This is a genomic window from Mycoplana sp. 10N416 (assembly GCF_056394765.1).
Genome location: NZ_JBFTIM010000003.1, coordinates 147,156 through 161,957, shown reverse-complemented (window position 1 = coordinate 161,957; position 14,802 = coordinate 147,156). Strand labels below are relative to the sequence as shown.

Here is a 14,802-nt window from a genome sequence, read left to right as displayed (position 1 = left end):
AAGCGTGCTCAATCGATGAAGTGCCTCAGCAAAGCGAAAGCTGACTCAGGGAGGAGTCGGATCCAGGAACCGATGTGATCGACGCGGCAGCGCGGCTGCAACGAACGATCACGCGCGACGCGAGAGCGCGTGGCGGGGCGAGATCCGAAGTCTGATTGCCTCCCCCGGAAGCTTCTGCTCGCCGGCCCAAATCATTTGTGGAGGAAACATATGAAGACGCTCACTTACTTGCTTGCCACGACCGGTCTGGCCGTGTCTCTCGGCAGCGCTGCGATGGCGCAGGAAGCAGCAACCGTTGCCTTTCTCATGCCAGACCAGGCTTCGACCCGCTACGAGCAGCACGACTATCCGGGCTTCAAGGCGGAGATGGAAAAGCTTTGCCCGAGCTGCACGGTCATCTATCAGAACGCGAATGCGGACGTGGCGCTCCAGCAGCAGCAGTTCAATTCCGTGATCGCCCAGGGCGCCAAGGTCATCGTCCTCGATCCGGTCGATTCGGCCGCTGCCGCAGCACTGGTCGAGATCGCCCAGTCCCAGGACGTCAAGGTCATCGCCTATGACCGCCCGATCCCGGACAAGCCGGCGGACTACTACGTTTCCTTCGACAATGAGGGCATCGGCCGCGCGATCGCCCAATCGCTCGTCGATCACCTGAAGGCTTCAGGCGTCGCCGACGGCGCGGGCGTGCTTCAGATCAACGGCTCGCCGACCGACGCCGCCGCCGGCCTGATCCGCGACGGTATCGATTCCGCGCTCGACGCATCCGTCTACAAGACGCTCGCCGAATTCGATACGCCGGACTGGGCGCCGCCGAAGGCACAGGAATGGGCTGCCGGCCAGATCACCCGCTTCGGGGACCAGATCAAGGGCATCGTCGCCGCCAATGACGGCACGGGCGGCGGCGCCATCGCGGCCCTGAAGGCCGCCGGCGTCAAGCCGGTTCCGCCGGTGACCGGCAACGACGCGACGATCGCAGCCCTTCAGCTGATCATTTCGGGCGACCAGTACAACACGATCTCGAAGCCTTCCGAAATCGTTGCGGCCGCAGCGGCAAACGTTGCCGTCAAGCTGCTGAAGGGCGAGACGCCGGAAGCCCCGAACTCGCTCTACAACACGCCCTCGCAGCTGTTCGTCCCGGCCGTCGTCACGGCGGAAAACATCAAGGCCGAGATCTTTGACAAGGGAATCAACAAGCCGGAAGAAATTTGCACCGGAGAGTATGTTGAAGGTTGCCGTAAACTTGGCATCATCAACTGACGCTGCCCACTAATGTGCCCGGCCGCAGACCCTGCGGCCGAGTGCCCCTTTCGGTCGAGAGGTCATAAGGCCATGACAGCTAATATCCAGAGCATTCCGGCGAAGGGCGAGCCCGTGCTGCGCCTTCGCGGCATCTCCAAGAATTTCGGTGCCGTCTCCGCACTCACCGACATCGAGCTCGACGTCAACGCCGGCGAGGTCGTGGCCCTTGTGGGCGACAACGGCGCCGGCAAGTCGACGCTCGTCAAGGTCCTCGCCGGTGTGCACCAGCCGTCCGAGGGGACCATCGAATTCTGCGGAAAGAGCGTGACCCTCGACAATCCGGCCACGGCGCTCGACCTGGGTATTGCGACCGTGTTCCAGGATCTCGCCCTGTGCGAAAACCTCGATGTCGTCGCCAATCTCTTCCTCGGCCACGAAATGTCGCCATGGCATCTGGACGAGGTTGCCATGGAAGTGCGGGCCTGGACGCTGTTGCGCGAGCTGGCCGCCCGGATCCCATCCGTCCGCGAACCCATTGCCTCCCTGTCGGGCGGTCAGCGCCAGACGGTCGCGATCGCCCGTTCGCTGCTGCTCGACCCCAAGGTCATCATGCTCGACGAGCCGACTGCGGCGCTTGGCGTGGCCCAGACCGCCGAAGTGCTGAACCTGATCGAACGCGTCCGTGACCGCGGGCTCGGCGTCATCATCATCAGCCACAACATGGAAGACGTGCGCGCGGTGGCGGACCGGATCGTCGTGCTGCGCCTCGGTCGGAACAACGGCGTCTTTGCGCCGGATTCGTCCAACCAGGAGCTCGTTTCCGCGATCACCGGTGCCACGGATAACTCCGTTTCTCGTCGCCTCGACCGCAAGGCCGGCCTCGTCAACGAAACAAGCGGGGGAGCCGCATGAGCCAGAACCTTTCGCCCAACCCCTCCCAAGGCCAGCAGAAGCTGGACCGCAGCGATGAACGCGTGCGCCATGACGAGGGCATCCTCGGCATGGCGCGCGGGTTCATCGATCGCGTTCGTTCCGGCGATCTCGGCATGCTCCCGGTCGCCGTCGGCCTCATCGTCATTTCGGTCGTCTTCTCGACCCTAAACCCGGTCTTCCTCGCGCCCAACAATCTGGTGAACCTGCTCTTCGACTGCGCCACCGTCGGGGTGATCTCGCTTGGGGTCATCTGCGTGCTGGTGCTCGGCGAAATCGACCTCTCGGTCGGTTCGATGAGTGGGCTTGCATCAGCTACCGTCGGTGTGCTGTGGGTCAATATGGGCTGGCCGGTCGCTGGAGCGATCATCGTCGCGCTTCTGGTCGGCGCCGCAGTCGGGCTGCTCTATGCAACCCTCTACAACCGTCTTGGCATGCCGAGCTTCATTGCGACGCTTGCCGGTCTTCTCGCACTCCTTGGCCTGCAGCTCTACATTCTCGGCGCGACCGGTTCGATCAATCTTCCCTATGCCTCCCCGCTCGTCCGGTTCGGCCAGGTCCTGATCATGCCGAACTGGCTGTCGCATGCACTGGCGCTGGCGCCGGGGCTCGTGATGATCGGCAAGGGCCTGCGGACCATGCGCCAGCGCCAGGCCGCAAACCTGTCCGCGCAGCCGCTTCGCGCGCTGGTCCTCAAGGCCGTGGTGCTGACCGTGGCGCTCGAGCTGGCCGTTTTCTATCTCAATCTCGGTCGTGGCGTGCCGTGGATGTTCGCCCTGTTCGTCGCGCTCGCGGTAATCCTGAACTATGCGCTGACGCGCACCAAGTGGGGCCGCTCCATGTTCGCCGTCGGCGGCAACAAGGAAGCGGCGCGCCGCTCGGGCATCAACGTGAAGCGGATCTACATGAGCGCCTTCGTGCTCTGCTCGACGCTCGCAGCCCTCGGCGGCATCCTCTCGGCCTCGCGCCTTGCCTCCTCGAGCCAGCAGGCCGGTACCGGCGACGTCAACCTGAATGCCATCGCGGCAGCCGTCATCGGCGGCACCAGCCTCTTCGGCGGACGCGGAAGCGCCTACTCGGCCCTGCTTGGCATCATCGTCATCCAGGCGATCTCGAACGGCCTGACGCTCCTGAACCTCAGCTCGTCGCTTCGCTACATGATCACCGGCGGCGTTCTCGCAATCGCGGTCATCGTCGACTCGCTGGCCCGACGCTCGCGCGTCAGCCACGGTCGCGCGTGATCCAACAGTTTGGAATGGAGTTTCAAGATGGCAGACCTGATGAAGGGTAAAGTTGCCGCCATAACCGGCGCCGCCTCCGGGATAGGGCTCGAATGCGCCCGCACGCTTCTGGCCGAAGGCGCCAGGGTCGTGCTCATCGACCGCGCCAAGGACAAGCTGGAGCAGCTTTGCAAGGAACTGGGACCGAACGCGCTGCCGCTCGTCGTCGACCTGCTGAACCCGGCCGAAGTCTCGGGCATGCTGCCGCGCATCATCGAGATCGCCGGTAAGCTCGACGTCTTCCACGCCAATGCCGGCGCCTATATCGGCGGCCCGGTTGCCGAGGGCGACCCCGATGCCTGGGACCGGATGCTCAATCTCAATATCAATGCCGCGTTCCGCTCGGTTCATGCGGTCCTGCCGCACATGATCGAGCAGAAGTCGGGCGACATCCTTTTCACGAGCTCGATCGCCGGTGTCGTCCCGGTCATCTGGGAGCCGATCTACACGGCCTCGAAATTCGCGGTGCAGGCCTTCGTGCACAGCACCCGCCGCCAGCTCGCCCCGCATGGCGTGCGCGTTGGTGCGGTCTTGCCCGGACCGGTCGTCACCGCACTGCTCGATGACTGGCCGAAGGAAAAGATGGACGAGGCGCTCGCCAATGGCAGCCTCATGCAGCCGAAGGAAGTGGCCGACGCGGTGCTCTTCATGCTGACGCGTCCCCGCAACGTTACGATCCGCGACCTGGTTATCCTCCCCAACAGCGTCGATCTGTGATGTGAACCGGCGCAAGGCTGCGGCCTTGCGCCTATCCAAGCTCCTGTTTGCAGGCGGTAAGACCATGACCAACACTTCCTCCGCACGCCCCAAGGGCGGCGAACGGTATCTCATCGGCGTCGATGTCGGCACCGGAAGCGCCAGAGCGGGTGTTTTCGATCTGAGCGGCCGGATGTTGGCGTCGGCCAAGCGTGATATCACGCTCTTTCGCGAAGCCGGATCCATTGTCGAACAGTCGAGCACGGAGATCTGGTCGGCCGTCTGCGCGGCCGTGCGCGAAGCGGTCGCAACAGCGGGCATCGATCCGCAGAATGTGGCAAGCCTCGGCTTCGACGCGACCTGCTCGCTCGTCGTCCTGGGCGAGAACGGCACGCCGTTGCCCGTTGGGCCGTCGGAAGACCCGCAGCGCGACATCATCGTCTGGATGGACCACCGTGCGGTCGAGCAGGCCGAGCGCATCAACGCCCGGGGGCACGAGGTGCTGCGCTATGTCGGCGGCCGCATCTCGCCCGAAATGGAAACGCCGAAGCTTCTCTGGCTGCGCGAGAATCGGCCACAGATCTTCGACGCCGCCTGGCAGTTCTTCGATCTTGCCGACTTCCTGACCTGGCGGTCGACGGGGGACCTTGCGCGCTCGACCTGCACGGTGACGTGCAAGTGGACCTACCTGGCACACGAAAAGCGCTGGGATCCGAGCTACTTCCACCAGATCGGCCTCGGGGTTCTCGCGGATGAAGGCTTTGCCCGCATCGGCCAGCACATCGTCGAGCCGGGGACCCCGGTCGGAAACGGCCTGACCGAGCGCGCCGCCGAGGAACTCGGCCTGCCGGCGGGCACTCCGGTCGGCGCGGGGATGATCGACGCCCATGCGGGCGGGATCGGCACCGTCGGTGTCGACGGCCCGCCCGAAAGCAATCTCGGTTACGTTTTTGGCACGTCTTCCTGCACGATGACGTCCACCAAGGAGCCCGTTTTCGTGCCGGGCGTGTGGGGACCGTACTATTCGGCGATGGTACCGGGGATGTGGCTCAACGAGGGCGGCCAGTCGGCTGCCGGTGCTGCGATCGAGCAGTTGCTGTCGTTCCACCCGGCAGCGGGCGAGGCAACGGAACTGGCGAGGAGCCAAGGTTCGTCGCTCCCCGTCCTGCTGACGGAACTGGCCGCGCAAAAGGCGGGGTCGCTCTCGGCCGCGGTCCGCCTGGCGGACGGACTGCACGTCGTTCCGGAGTTTCTTGGCAACCGCGCGCCCTTCGCCGATCCGAATGCCCGGGCCGTCGTCGTGGGGCTCGGCATGGAGCGCGACATCGACAATCTCGTCTCGCTCTATATCGCCGGCCTATGCGGCATCGGTTACGGACTGCGGCAGATCATCGACGTTCAGGCCTCGTCGGGTGCACCGATCGACACGGTCGTGATCAGCGGCGGCGCAGGCCAGTTCGATCTCGTTCGCCAGCTTCTTGCCGATGCGACGGGAAAGCCGGTGCTCGCCACGCAATCGGAAGAGCCGGTGCTGCTGGGCGCGGCCATCCTCGGAAGCGTCGCGTCGGGATCGTTCCCGGATGTCGGAACGGCGATGGCAAAACTGTCGCGGACGGATCGCACATACGCGCCCGCCGGTGCCGAGATCGCGGCGGCACATGCGCAGCGATACGAGGCTTTCAAGAAGCTTCAGGCGCTGGCACGGGAAATTCGGTAAGGCTTTGAATCGGCGGGTTGAAAAATGCTCAGGCGAAGCGATTTGCCTGAGCCGCCTCGCGATGTCGAATTTCGCCGTTGCGAACTCAATCGAACCGCACAATCGCGGCGAAAATAACCAATTATTAAGCCTGTTTTGATCTTCTGGGCGCTACGAGCCAATCGGCGCAACCCAGCAGGCCAATGTATACCGCCAGCAGTAACAACCGCGGTCCGAAGATCCGGATCCCCGCCCGTACCGCAGCGGTGACGGGCCCATCGCCACCGATCGTGCGGGTCAGCACGCGCGCGGGGGAATGGCGTGCGACACAGTCGGCGCAGGATGAACCCGTCCAGTCTGTCGGACAGGAGACGGCCGCCGCGGCGATTGTGGCGCCAAACGAGTTCGGAACGACCGTTGCAGCATGGCTTGACGTTGTGACGATCGGCAATGCCTTTCGCTGGCTGTTGTCCTACAAGCTCCTGATCATCGCCGCGGCCGCGGCGGGCATACTTGCGGGATTGGCATTCGTCGTGACCGTGCCGCCGCGCTACAGCTCCAGCGCGGAGCTGTTGGTGGAGCCCACCGATCTCAACCTGGTCGCCGACGACATTTTCGTTCAAAGCCTTCAGAGAGATTCACAGTTGCTTGCCGTCGAAAGCAAGTTGCGGCTGCTGACCTCGGGCAATGTCCTGGCGCGGGTGGTCAAGGATCTCGATCTCGTCAATGACCCGGAGTTTGCCGGGCAGGGAAGCAAGAACCCGACCCGGGATGCGCTGGGCGCGCTGGAGAAGCGGGTCGCCGCGAGCCGCGACACGCGCTCTTTCCTTGTGAGTCTCAGCGCATGGAGCCGCCAACCGGAAAAGTCCGTCGAGATTCTCGACAAGGTGATCGCATCCTTCCAGGACGAACTCGTCAGTGCGCAGGCGGAAGGTGCCGGGCGCGCCGCCGGTGCTTTGGCCTCGCGATTGGAGGCGCTCAAGCACGATGTGCGGCAGGCCGAGGAGAAGGTCGAGGAATTCAAGCGCAGCAACGGCTTGCGATCAAGCGCGGGCGAACTGGCGAGTTCGACCACGGCTAACCAGGTCAATGCACAGATGGTCGATGCCAGGGAGCGCCTCATCCGGGCGCAGTCCCGCTACAAGGAACTCACGTCCGATTCGGAGGAAAGCCGGCTGAATGCCGCGAGCCTGCAATCGGACACCATGACGGCGCTGCGCACGCAGTATTCGTTGATCCGCCAGCAGATCACCTCGCAGTCGGCCGTCCTTGGTCCACGCCATCCCGAGCTCATCGCCCTTCAACCGAAGGCCAAGGCGCTCGAGGCGCAGATTCAGTCCGAGACCGGACGCCTCGTCCAATTGGCCCGCGCCGAACTGGAACAGGCGCAGGGTGCGGTCAATCGGCTGGCCAAGGAAGCGGATGCCGCGAAGGGCTCCGTCTTTACCGATACCGCCGCGCAGGTCCAACTGCGTCAGCTCGAACGCGAAGCGCAGGCCAAGGCCTCGGTGTACGAGGCCTTCATGACGCGTGCGAGCGAGGCCGCCCAACGACAGCAGATCGATGCGACCAACGTGCGGGTGGTGAGCCAGCCGCTGCCGCCGGTCTCCCGCAGCTTTCCGCCGCGAAGCGCGATCGTCCTGGCTGCCGGCCTGGTTATGGGCGCCGTCGTGGGTGCGTTTCTCGCACTGCTGTTGGGTTTCCTGCGGGAAGTGTTCGGAGAACGGTGGTGGAAGAGACCGTTCCGAGCCAACGCGGCATGAGTGGCGTCAGCGCCGCGTCTGCAGCGGGGGGCAGGCGCCTCACCGTTCTTTTGCTGGCGGTCATGGGCTATTTCTGGGTCACGCTTTCGCCGCTGCCGGACATGTCCGGACTGACGTCGGATACGCCGTGGGGCGGGACGTCCAACGTCATCAACCAGATTGTCGTCCTTGCCATGTTCGGCGTCCTCCTTTCCTGCGTGGGGACGCGGGGCGCTTGGGGGCTGCTGTTCCAGCAGCGGCTGCTGCTTGCGGCCCTGTTGTTCTGGTTTCTCATTACCGCCATTCTCGGGGACGATCCGGGTTCGGCTCTGCGCCGCGTGATCTTCGGCGTCATCGTGATTTTCTGCGCCAACGCCTTCCTGCTGCTGCCGCGCAATCAGACCCAGTTCAACGCGGTGATCGCCGCTGTCCTCTGCGTCGTCGTACTGCTGTCCTATTTCGGTGTCGCGGCGATGCCGGGACGGGCGATCCATCAGGCGACTGACGGCCTCGAAAGCTCGCTTGCAGGCGACTGGCGCGGAATCTACAGCCACAAGAACATCACCGCCGCCGCCATGGCGATGTCGGTTTTCTTCGGTCTCTATCTCGCCGCGACCGGCTCCAGGAGGCTTGGGTGGTTCCTGGCAGCCGGCGCCTTGCTGTTCGTGCTCTTCTCCGGGGGAAAGACATCCACGATCATGGTGCCGTTCACGCTGCTGGTCGCCTGGCTCTTCGAGCGCTGCAGGAGCCTTCGCGCGCTGTTGGTGTGGGGGACGCTGATCGTTGCCAATACGATCATGATCGGCGCTGCCGTTTCCGACCAGATTGGCGGCGCGCTGTCGAGCCTTGGCATCGACGCCACCTTCACGGAACGCAGCTCGATCTGGCGGCTGGCGATGTCGGCAATCGCAGAGCGGCCGCTTCTCGGCCACGGCTTCCAGTCCTTCTGGCAAACCGACAAGTTGTTCACCGGCCAGGCGGCGACGGAAACCTGGGCCGTGACCGCGGCAAATGCGCATAACGGCTATATCGAGGCCGTGATCAATGCGGGGGTTCCCGGGCTAATCCTGACGCTGCTCTGGCTGGTGCGCTCGCCGATGCGCAGTGCTGCCGACGCCCTGGACGGCGGCAATAATATCCACCTGACCCGGCTGTTTCTGCGGATCTGGCTGTTCGGTATCTTTCTCGCCTGCCTGGAAAGCGCATTCTACGTCAACACCGGGCCGGTTTGGTTCGCGATCCTGATCGGCGTCCTCGGCCTCGGCTTGCAGGCACGCTCGACCCTTGCGCTGGACGGCGAAACCGCCGGCCACCCAGCGGCGCCGATGCGCCCCGTGACTCCCGGATCGGCCGCGCCACAGCCCGCCCATCCCGTTGTCCAGCCGGCCATACGGATCGGGTCGAAGATGACGGGATCGCCGGTTATCCGGATCAGCCGCGGCGCTGGTTAGCTCTTCGCCTCGTACGGCTTGGGCAGAAGCCCGAGCAGCGGCGCCATGCGTCCAACCGACATCAGCAGGGGATGCGTCGCCGGCACCAGTTGGCCCGTGCTCACCAAAATCAAGAGCGAGCGCACCATGCCGAGCCCGAGGCTGACGAGATTCTTGACGAATACCTTCGGTGTTGCAAACACGCCCATATGCAGGCGGTCGATGACGCAGTTGATGCTGCCGGTCCGGATGGAGCGCGTCATCAGCCATCTGGCATTGGCGCGGTTCGCCGGCACGGTCTCGTGGATCACGGCCTCGGCGCACCACCAGAAGCGATAGCCCGCGAGGCGGCAGCGGGTGAAGAACTCCATGTCGCCCCCGCCAAGGAAGTTGAAGCGAAGGTCGAAAAAGGGAAACGGCATCCGCTCGAAGACATGGCGACCGATCAGGCAGTTGCCCGAGCCGTGGATCATGGACACGGCGCGGCTTTCGCCATCTATGGAGCCGAACAGGCTGTGATTGCGAATGGCCGCAGGTGCTGCCGTTTCGAAGGTGCGGATGACCGGGCCGCCGACGATATCGGCTTTATTCGTGCGGGCGGCGTCCACCATGTTCTGCAGCCATGCGTCGCCGGCTGTCTCGTCGTCGTCGATCATCAGCAGGTAACGGGCGCTCGGATAGAGTTCGAGCGCAAGCCGGAACGCGGAATTGATGGCGTGGCAGTTCCCCTGTTGGTGCTCCACGTCGACCGCGTGGGCAATGCCATGCTCGCTCAACAGTTGACCTGCGAACGCCGCACCGGCGGGATTGGCGCCGTCGTTGTCGATCACCACGACGGCGAACGGGAAATCGGTCTTCTGCGCCAGCAGGGACAAAAGCGTCCCTCGTAGCCATTCCGGCCGGCGGAAGGTCGGTATGCAGACGACCGCTTCGATCGCTGCGCCAGAAGTGGGCTGGTTCATCGGATTCTACCGCAACTTTAGCGATCGCTTGCGCAATCGGGCAATTCCTCGGGTTGGGCCGGAGCCGGCCAGACAGAGCCCTGCGCACACTAGGGCTGCAACCTGAAAGACGGGTTAACGGTGGACTTTAACGCTCCGATCACATCTGCGCGCTATCCTGGATGCATATCAGACGTGCTGTCAGCGCTCCGGACTTGGCGACGCGAGACGCTGGCGCACGCCAACTGAGAGAATTGTTTCATGCGCAGAAGAGAATTCGTCGCGGCGACAGCGGCTGCCACCCTGGCGCTTTTGCATCGCGGTGCGACCGATGGCGCTGCCGCGGCTGGTCAAGCGAAAATACCCTTTGGTGCAGCGGTTCGCGACGGTCCCCTGCAGGAAGACGAGGCCTACCGGCAAGCGCTCGTGAAATACTGCCAGCTCGTCGTCGGGGAAGGCGGCCTGAAATGGGTCGATCTGCGTCCTGACCCGTCGACCTTCAATTTTCACCAACCCGACCGCCTGCTGGCCTTCGCTCGCCAGAACGGCATGAAAATGCGCGGTCACACGCTGGCCTGGTATGCCGCCATGCCGGATTGGGCGAACGCGATCACCGGTGCAGCCGAGGCGGAACGAGAACTGACAACGCACATCGAAACCGTCGTCGGTCGCTATCGCGGCGAGATTCCGAGCTGGGACGTCGTCAACGAGACGCTTTCGGATGATGCGAACGCAAGCGTTGGCCTCCGGGACTCGGTATGGGCCGCGGCTCTGGGCGAAAGGTATATCGACATCGCCCTTCGCACCGCACGCGCCGTCGATCCGCAGGTCCAGCTGGTCATCAACGACTACGGCCTTGAGGCTGCGACGGAGAAGGCGAGGGCGCGGCGCCGTGCGCTGCTCGACCTCGTTCGACGGCTGCGCGACCGCGGCGCACCGCTCGATGCCGTCGGCTTCCAGGCGCATCTGCCCGGAGATCTCGACATCGACACGGATGGCGTGTCGCAGTTCGTCGCCGACTTGAAATCCATGGATGTCGATGTCCTGGTTACCGAACTCGACGTCATCGACGACGCGCTTCCGGCCGAGACCGCAGAGCGCGACGCGATCGTTGCAAGGCGAGTTCGGGACCTGCTTGCGGCCATCTTGTCGGTCACGCAGCCGACGGCAATCCTGACCTGGGGATTGACCGACCGCTACACCTGGGTGCCGATCTGGTACAAGCGAAACGATGGCCATGCCAACCGACCGCTGCCGCTCACCGACACCTTCGAGCCCAAGCCGATGATGCAGGCCATCCAAGCCGTGGTGGGAGGCTAGGCCATGCTTCGCCAGGCATCGACCTATCTTGCCGCACACGCGGTCTCGGCCCTGTTCGGCTTTGCCTCGATCGCCGTTTTCACGCATCTCCTGAGCCCGGCAGAGTATGGTCTCTATGTGGTGACGATGAGCCTTGCGGGCGTCGTCTCCGCTGTGCTCTTTTCCTGGATCCGATTGTCCATCGTCCGCTTCAATCAGGGGACACGAGAAACCGACATGCGCGGCACCGCGCTGGTCTGCTATCTCGCGCTGATGCTCGTCAGTCCGGCGGTCGCCGCCATCGTCGCCTGGGTGTCGAATATCCCGCTCTGGCAGGGCGCGTTCGCGGTGCTGGTCGCCTTCAGCCTTGGATTTTTCGAGTTCGGACAGGATATCTTCCGGTCACGGCAGACGCCGGGAGCCTATGCCGGTGCCCTCATCGTGCGTGCGGCCACGTCGTTCGCCTTTTCGATGGCGCTCGTGCTGGCCGGTTACGAAGGCGAAGGCATGCTGATCGGCATTTGCCTTGGATATGGATTAGCCGCACTTCTCTTCGCCCCGAAGGTCTGGCGTATGCCTTTAAGGGGCTTTGATCGGGAAATTCTCCGCAAGCTCGCCGTTTTCGGGATACCGATGACGGTGTCTGGAAGCGTGTTCGCCCTGCACGCCCTGTTCGACCGGCTGATCATTCTCGCCTATATCGGCGAGGCGGGGGCGGGGGCTTACGGCGCGGCGGCAGACCTGGTGCGGCAGATCATCCTGTTTCCCGCGATTGCCATCGGATCTGCCATCATACCGGTCGCTGCACGCCTGCTTGCCGATTCGGGACCGGAAGCCACCCACCGCCATCTGGAACGAAGCGCCGAGCTTATCGTCGCGGTCCTGCTGCCCGCTGTCGTCGGCCTCGCGCTGGTCTCCGGTCCTCTTTCCGACCTCATGCTGGGGCCGGAATTCCGCGAGGCGGGGAAAGCACTGATCCCGATCCTCGCCTTTTCCTGGCTGTTCCAGGCGGTCACGCAGCAATACATCCATGCGAGTTTTCATCTTGGTCAAAAACCGGTCCTGCTGCTGGTCCAGGCATTGGCCATGCTTGCGGTGAACGCGGGCGCGATGTTTGCACTCGTTCCGCGCTATGGCCTCCAGGGGGCGGCCTGGGCTCTCGTCATTGCGGAGCTGTTCGGCATGGTGATCGGCTACGCCCTGTCCTTCCGTGCGCAGCGCCTCTTCTTCAAAGTGTCGGATTTCATGAAGAGCGGAGCGGCAACGGCCGTGATGGCCCTGTCCACCACGATCTGCCTGCATCTCGGCCCCGAAGGCTCGTTCCCGACCCTGATCGCCAGCATCCTCGTCGGTGTTGCGTCCTATGCCGCGGCCGCCGTGTTGTTGAATGTCCTTTCGCTGCGCGGGGAAGCGCTTGGTTTCCTCCAAAGGCTCAAGGAGCGGCTCGCCTGATGGACACCACGAACCTCCGCAGCGGGTCGGATGTCGCCGGCGCGTCGAAACCGGTGCCTATGGAACGCTATCTGGTCCTGACGTCCGAAGCCGCCAACCTGTGCGGGGTCGAGGCCTTCACCCGGCACATGGCAGCGCATCTGGGCAAACGGGCTGATACGCTCGCCATGACCGCGAATGTAGGACGTCTGAACAAGGCCCTTGAGAAATGCGACGGTGTCGTACTGAACTTTCCCATTGTCGCCTGGAAAAAGCGGCTTGTCGAACCCGTCATCGTGGCACTGCTCGCGAAGCTCAGGCGCAAGCGGCTGACCGTCGTTCTTCATGAGTGGGCTAGCCTCGACTGGAAGCGGCGGCTTGTGCTCCTTCCGGTCGTCAAGCTGGCCGATGCGATCCTGTTTTCGGCCCCTGAGATCCGCGACGAATGGTCTGGAAGCCACGCGGCAAGCCGCTCCAAGAAAGTCGCCCTGATCCCAATCCCCCCAAACCTCCTCCCATCGCCCATCGAGTCGGACGTCCCGGCCGCCACCGCAATCCGCGGGCTGCGGCAGGATGGGCGGAAGATCATCGGCCAGTTCGGCTCCATCTATCCGAAGAAGAACTGCGCCGAATTGCTGTCGATCGCGGCCGAGCTTCGCAAGGCGGGGCAGGACGTCGCCGTCGCGTTCATCGGATCGTTCATCAGGGCGACGGACAACGTCGAGGAGGAATTTCATGCGCAGGTGAGGGCACACGGCTTGGAAGACCGGGTGCTGGTCACTGGCTACATCGCCGAAGACAGCCACGTCTTCGCGGCACTGCGCGAACTCGATGTCGTCTGCTACAAATTCACCGAAGGGCTGACATCCCGGCGCGGCAGCGTGCTGGCCGCTGCCCTGTCCGGCCGGTGCGTGGTGACGAATGCCCCGCGCGACGCGTCCTCGCTCTCTCATCATGGCCTGTTCAATACCATGATCGCAAATGGCAACATCAGGCTGGCTGCAACCGACGCGGATTCGTCCGCCATGGCGGGCGAAGTCGGCCGGGCGTTTCAATGCCTCCCCGGAACACTCGATTTCGAGCGTGAGCTGGATATGCTCTGGAAAACGATCATCGATCGGCTCGATGCGGTTCATGCCGGTGAAGCTGCCCCGTCGCGCTACAAGCAATGATTGTTAAAAATTAGCTAAAACTTTCCATTGTTATTGAAATGGCTGCAGTTTTTTAACGACGACACCAATCCTAGTTTGACATAGTTCCCCTATAAAGTGCATAGCGCTCCTATGAGTATTGCGTGTCTTGAGCGTTCCGTCATGTCTGTGCAGATCGACGAGTCCTCTGAAGCGGAGGATGGTCCCGTTTGGGCGACCACAGTGCTTGGCGGGCTTCCGATAACGGTCATCGACATGCAGGAGTCGGCGGACGAGTTCGTTCGAATTGCCCTTGAGGCCAGAGGCCGCGACCAACTCCCCTATTATTCGACCTCGGCCAATGGTCAGGTCATCGCCATGGCGTCGCGCGATCCCGAGTTCAGGGACCTTTTGCTCACCGCCGACCAGATTCATGCGGACGGCATGCCGATGGTGCTGTTGTCACGGATGCTGACGCGCAACCCGCTGAGCGAGCGTATCGCCACGACCGATCTCGTGCACGCGGTGGCCGAGACCGCCGAAAAGCAAGGTCTCAGCTTCTATTTCCTTGGTGCAGACGCCGAGATCAACAAGCGCGCTGTGGCAAAAATGCGCGAAAAATACCCGAAACTGAAGTTTGCCGGCGCCTCCCATGGCTATCTGTCCGGCCAACAGGAAGTGGACGTCGTGGACGAGATCGCCCGCCTCAAGCCCGACATTCTCTGGATCGGCATGGGTGTTCCCTACGAACAGCAGTTTGTGGCGCGCAATCGCGAAAAGTTGCGCGGTGTCGGCGTAATCAAGACGGCCGGCGGGTTGTTCGATTTTCTTGCGGGCAAGAACAGTCGCGCGCCAAAATGGATGCAGAGGGTCGGTCTGGAATGGGCCTACCGGACCATTCTGGAACCGCGCAGGCTGGCGTTGCGATATCTGACGACCAATCCGGTAGCGCTGCGGCAGATCCTTTTGAACTCGAACTGACAATGCC

General features: G+C 63.5%; 12 protein-coding genes. 11 read left to right on the top strand and 1 reads right to left on the bottom strand.

Features of this window, described 5'->3' with window-relative positions; all coding sequences use genetic code 11:
* Nucleotides 1-210 precede the first annotated feature (210 nt).
* The 7 genes from AC1DDS_RS07860 (at nt 211) to AC1DDS_RS07830 (ending at nt 9,034) form a co-directional block, all read left to right on the top strand.
* Complete coding sequence (locus AC1DDS_RS07860) at nt 211-1,257, top strand: ABC transporter substrate-binding protein (RefSeq protein ID WP_477478372.1); 1,047 nt, start codon at nt 211-213, stop codon at nt 1,255-1,257.
* Between the two features lie 72 nt (nt 1,258-1,329).
* Nucleotides 1,330-2,151: an ATP-binding cassette domain-containing protein gene (locus tag AC1DDS_RS07855; RefSeq protein ID WP_477478371.1), complete on the top strand. Its 822-nt coding sequence runs from the start codon at nt 1,330-1,332 to the stop codon at nt 2,149-2,151.
* The gene (locus tag AC1DDS_RS07850) at nt 2,148-3,410 is read left to right on the top strand and encodes a sugar ABC transporter permease (RefSeq protein WP_477478370.1); all 1,263 of its coding nucleotides are present in this window, start codon (nt 2,148-2,150) and stop codon (nt 3,408-3,410) included. The genes AC1DDS_RS07855 and AC1DDS_RS07850 overlap by 4 nt, the downstream gene beginning before the upstream one ends.
* 27 nt (nt 3,411-3,437) lie before the next feature.
* The gene (locus AC1DDS_RS07845) at nt 3,438-4,166 is read left to right on the top strand and encodes an SDR family oxidoreductase (protein WP_477478369.1); all 729 of its coding nucleotides are present in this window, start codon (nt 3,438-3,440) and stop codon (nt 4,164-4,166) included.
* A gap of 64 nt (nt 4,167-4,230) precedes the next feature.
* Nucleotides 4,231-5,862, top strand: coding sequence for an FGGY-family carbohydrate kinase (locus AC1DDS_RS07840; RefSeq protein ID WP_477478368.1), 1,632 nt, complete (start codon nt 4,231-4,233; stop codon nt 5,860-5,862).
* Between the two features lie 182 nt (nt 5,863-6,044).
* Nucleotides 6,045-7,604, top strand: coding sequence for a GumC family protein (locus tag AC1DDS_RS07835; RefSeq protein WP_477478367.1), 1,560 nt, complete (start codon nt 6,045-6,047; stop codon nt 7,602-7,604).
* A complete protein-coding gene (locus AC1DDS_RS07830; RefSeq protein ID WP_477478366.1) occupies nt 7,571-9,034 on the top strand; it encodes an O-antigen ligase family protein in 1,464 nt (487 codons plus the stop codon). The genes AC1DDS_RS07835 and AC1DDS_RS07830 overlap by 34 nt, the downstream gene beginning before the upstream one ends.
* On the opposite strand, the gene AC1DDS_RS07825 is transcribed toward AC1DDS_RS07830, so the two are convergent.
* Nucleotides 9,031-9,975, bottom strand: coding sequence for a glycosyltransferase family 2 protein (locus AC1DDS_RS07825; RefSeq protein WP_477478365.1), 945 nt, complete (start codon nt 9,973-9,975; stop codon nt 9,031-9,033). The two genes, AC1DDS_RS07830 and AC1DDS_RS07825, sit on opposite strands and share 4 nt — an antisense overlap.
* Nucleotides 9,976-10,215: 240 nt before the next feature.
* On the opposite strand from AC1DDS_RS07825, the gene AC1DDS_RS07820 reads away from it, so the two are divergent.
* The 4 genes from AC1DDS_RS07820 (at nt 10,216) to AC1DDS_RS07805 (ending at nt 14,795) form a co-directional block, all read left to right on the top strand.
* Entirely contained in the window at nt 10,216-11,274 is a 1,059-nt protein-coding gene (locus AC1DDS_RS07820; RefSeq protein ID WP_477478364.1) for an endo-1,4-beta-xylanase, read from the top strand.
* Nucleotides 11,275-11,277: 3 nt separating this feature from the next.
* Complete coding sequence (locus AC1DDS_RS07815) at nt 11,278-12,705, top strand: oligosaccharide flippase family protein (RefSeq protein ID WP_477478363.1); 1,428 nt, start codon at nt 11,278-11,280, stop codon at nt 12,703-12,705.
* Nucleotides 12,705-13,856, top strand: a complete 1,152-nt coding sequence (locus tag AC1DDS_RS07810; protein ID WP_477478362.1) for a glycosyltransferase — start codon at nt 12,705-12,707, stop codon at nt 13,854-13,856. The genes AC1DDS_RS07815 and AC1DDS_RS07810 overlap by 1 nt, the downstream gene beginning before the upstream one ends.
* Before the next feature lie 141 nt (nt 13,857-13,997).
* Nucleotides 13,998-14,795 carry a WecB/TagA/CpsF family glycosyltransferase gene (locus AC1DDS_RS07805; RefSeq protein ID WP_477478361.1) on the top strand — a complete coding sequence of 266 codons (798 nt, stop codon included), beginning with the start codon at nt 13,998-14,000 and terminating at the stop codon, nt 14,793-14,795.
* The last annotated feature ends 7 nt before the right edge of the window (nt 14,796-14,802 follow it).

Excerpts from the sequence above, each read along its gene's own strand:
- AC1DDS_RS07860 (WP_477478372.1), top strand. The coding sequence starts at position 211 with ATGAAGACGCTCACTTACTTGCTTGCCACGACCGGTCTGGCCGTGTCT.
- AC1DDS_RS07855 (WP_477478371.1), top strand. The coding sequence starts at position 1,330 with ATGACAGCTAATATCCAGAGCATTCCGGCGAAGGGCGAGCCCGTGCTG.
- AC1DDS_RS07850 (WP_477478370.1), top strand. The coding sequence starts at position 2,148 with ATGAGCCAGAACCTTTCGCCCAACCCCTCCCAAGGCCAGCAGAAGCTG.
- AC1DDS_RS07845 (WP_477478369.1), top strand. The coding sequence starts at position 3,438 with ATGGCAGACCTGATGAAGGGTAAAGTTGCCGCCATAACCGGCGCCGCC.
- AC1DDS_RS07840 (WP_477478368.1), top strand. The coding sequence starts at position 4,231 with ATGACCAACACTTCCTCCGCACGCCCCAAGGGCGGCGAACGGTATCTC.
- AC1DDS_RS07835 (WP_477478367.1), top strand. The coding sequence starts at position 6,045 with ATGTATACCGCCAGCAGTAACAACCGCGGTCCGAAGATCCGGATCCCC.
- AC1DDS_RS07825 (WP_477478365.1), bottom strand. The coding sequence starts at position 9,975 with ATGAACCAGCCCACTTCTGGCGCAGCGATCGAAGCGGTCGTCTGCATA.
- AC1DDS_RS07820 (WP_477478364.1), top strand. The coding sequence starts at position 10,216 with ATGCGCAGAAGAGAATTCGTCGCGGCGACAGCGGCTGCCACCCTGGCG.
- AC1DDS_RS07815 (WP_477478363.1), top strand. The coding sequence starts at position 11,278 with ATGCTTCGCCAGGCATCGACCTATCTTGCCGCACACGCGGTCTCGGCC.
- AC1DDS_RS07810 (WP_477478362.1), top strand. The coding sequence starts at position 12,705 with ATGGACACCACGAACCTCCGCAGCGGGTCGGATGTCGCCGGCGCGTCG.
- AC1DDS_RS07805 (WP_477478361.1), top strand. The coding sequence starts at position 13,998 with ATGTCTGTGCAGATCGACGAGTCCTCTGAAGCGGAGGATGGTCCCGTT.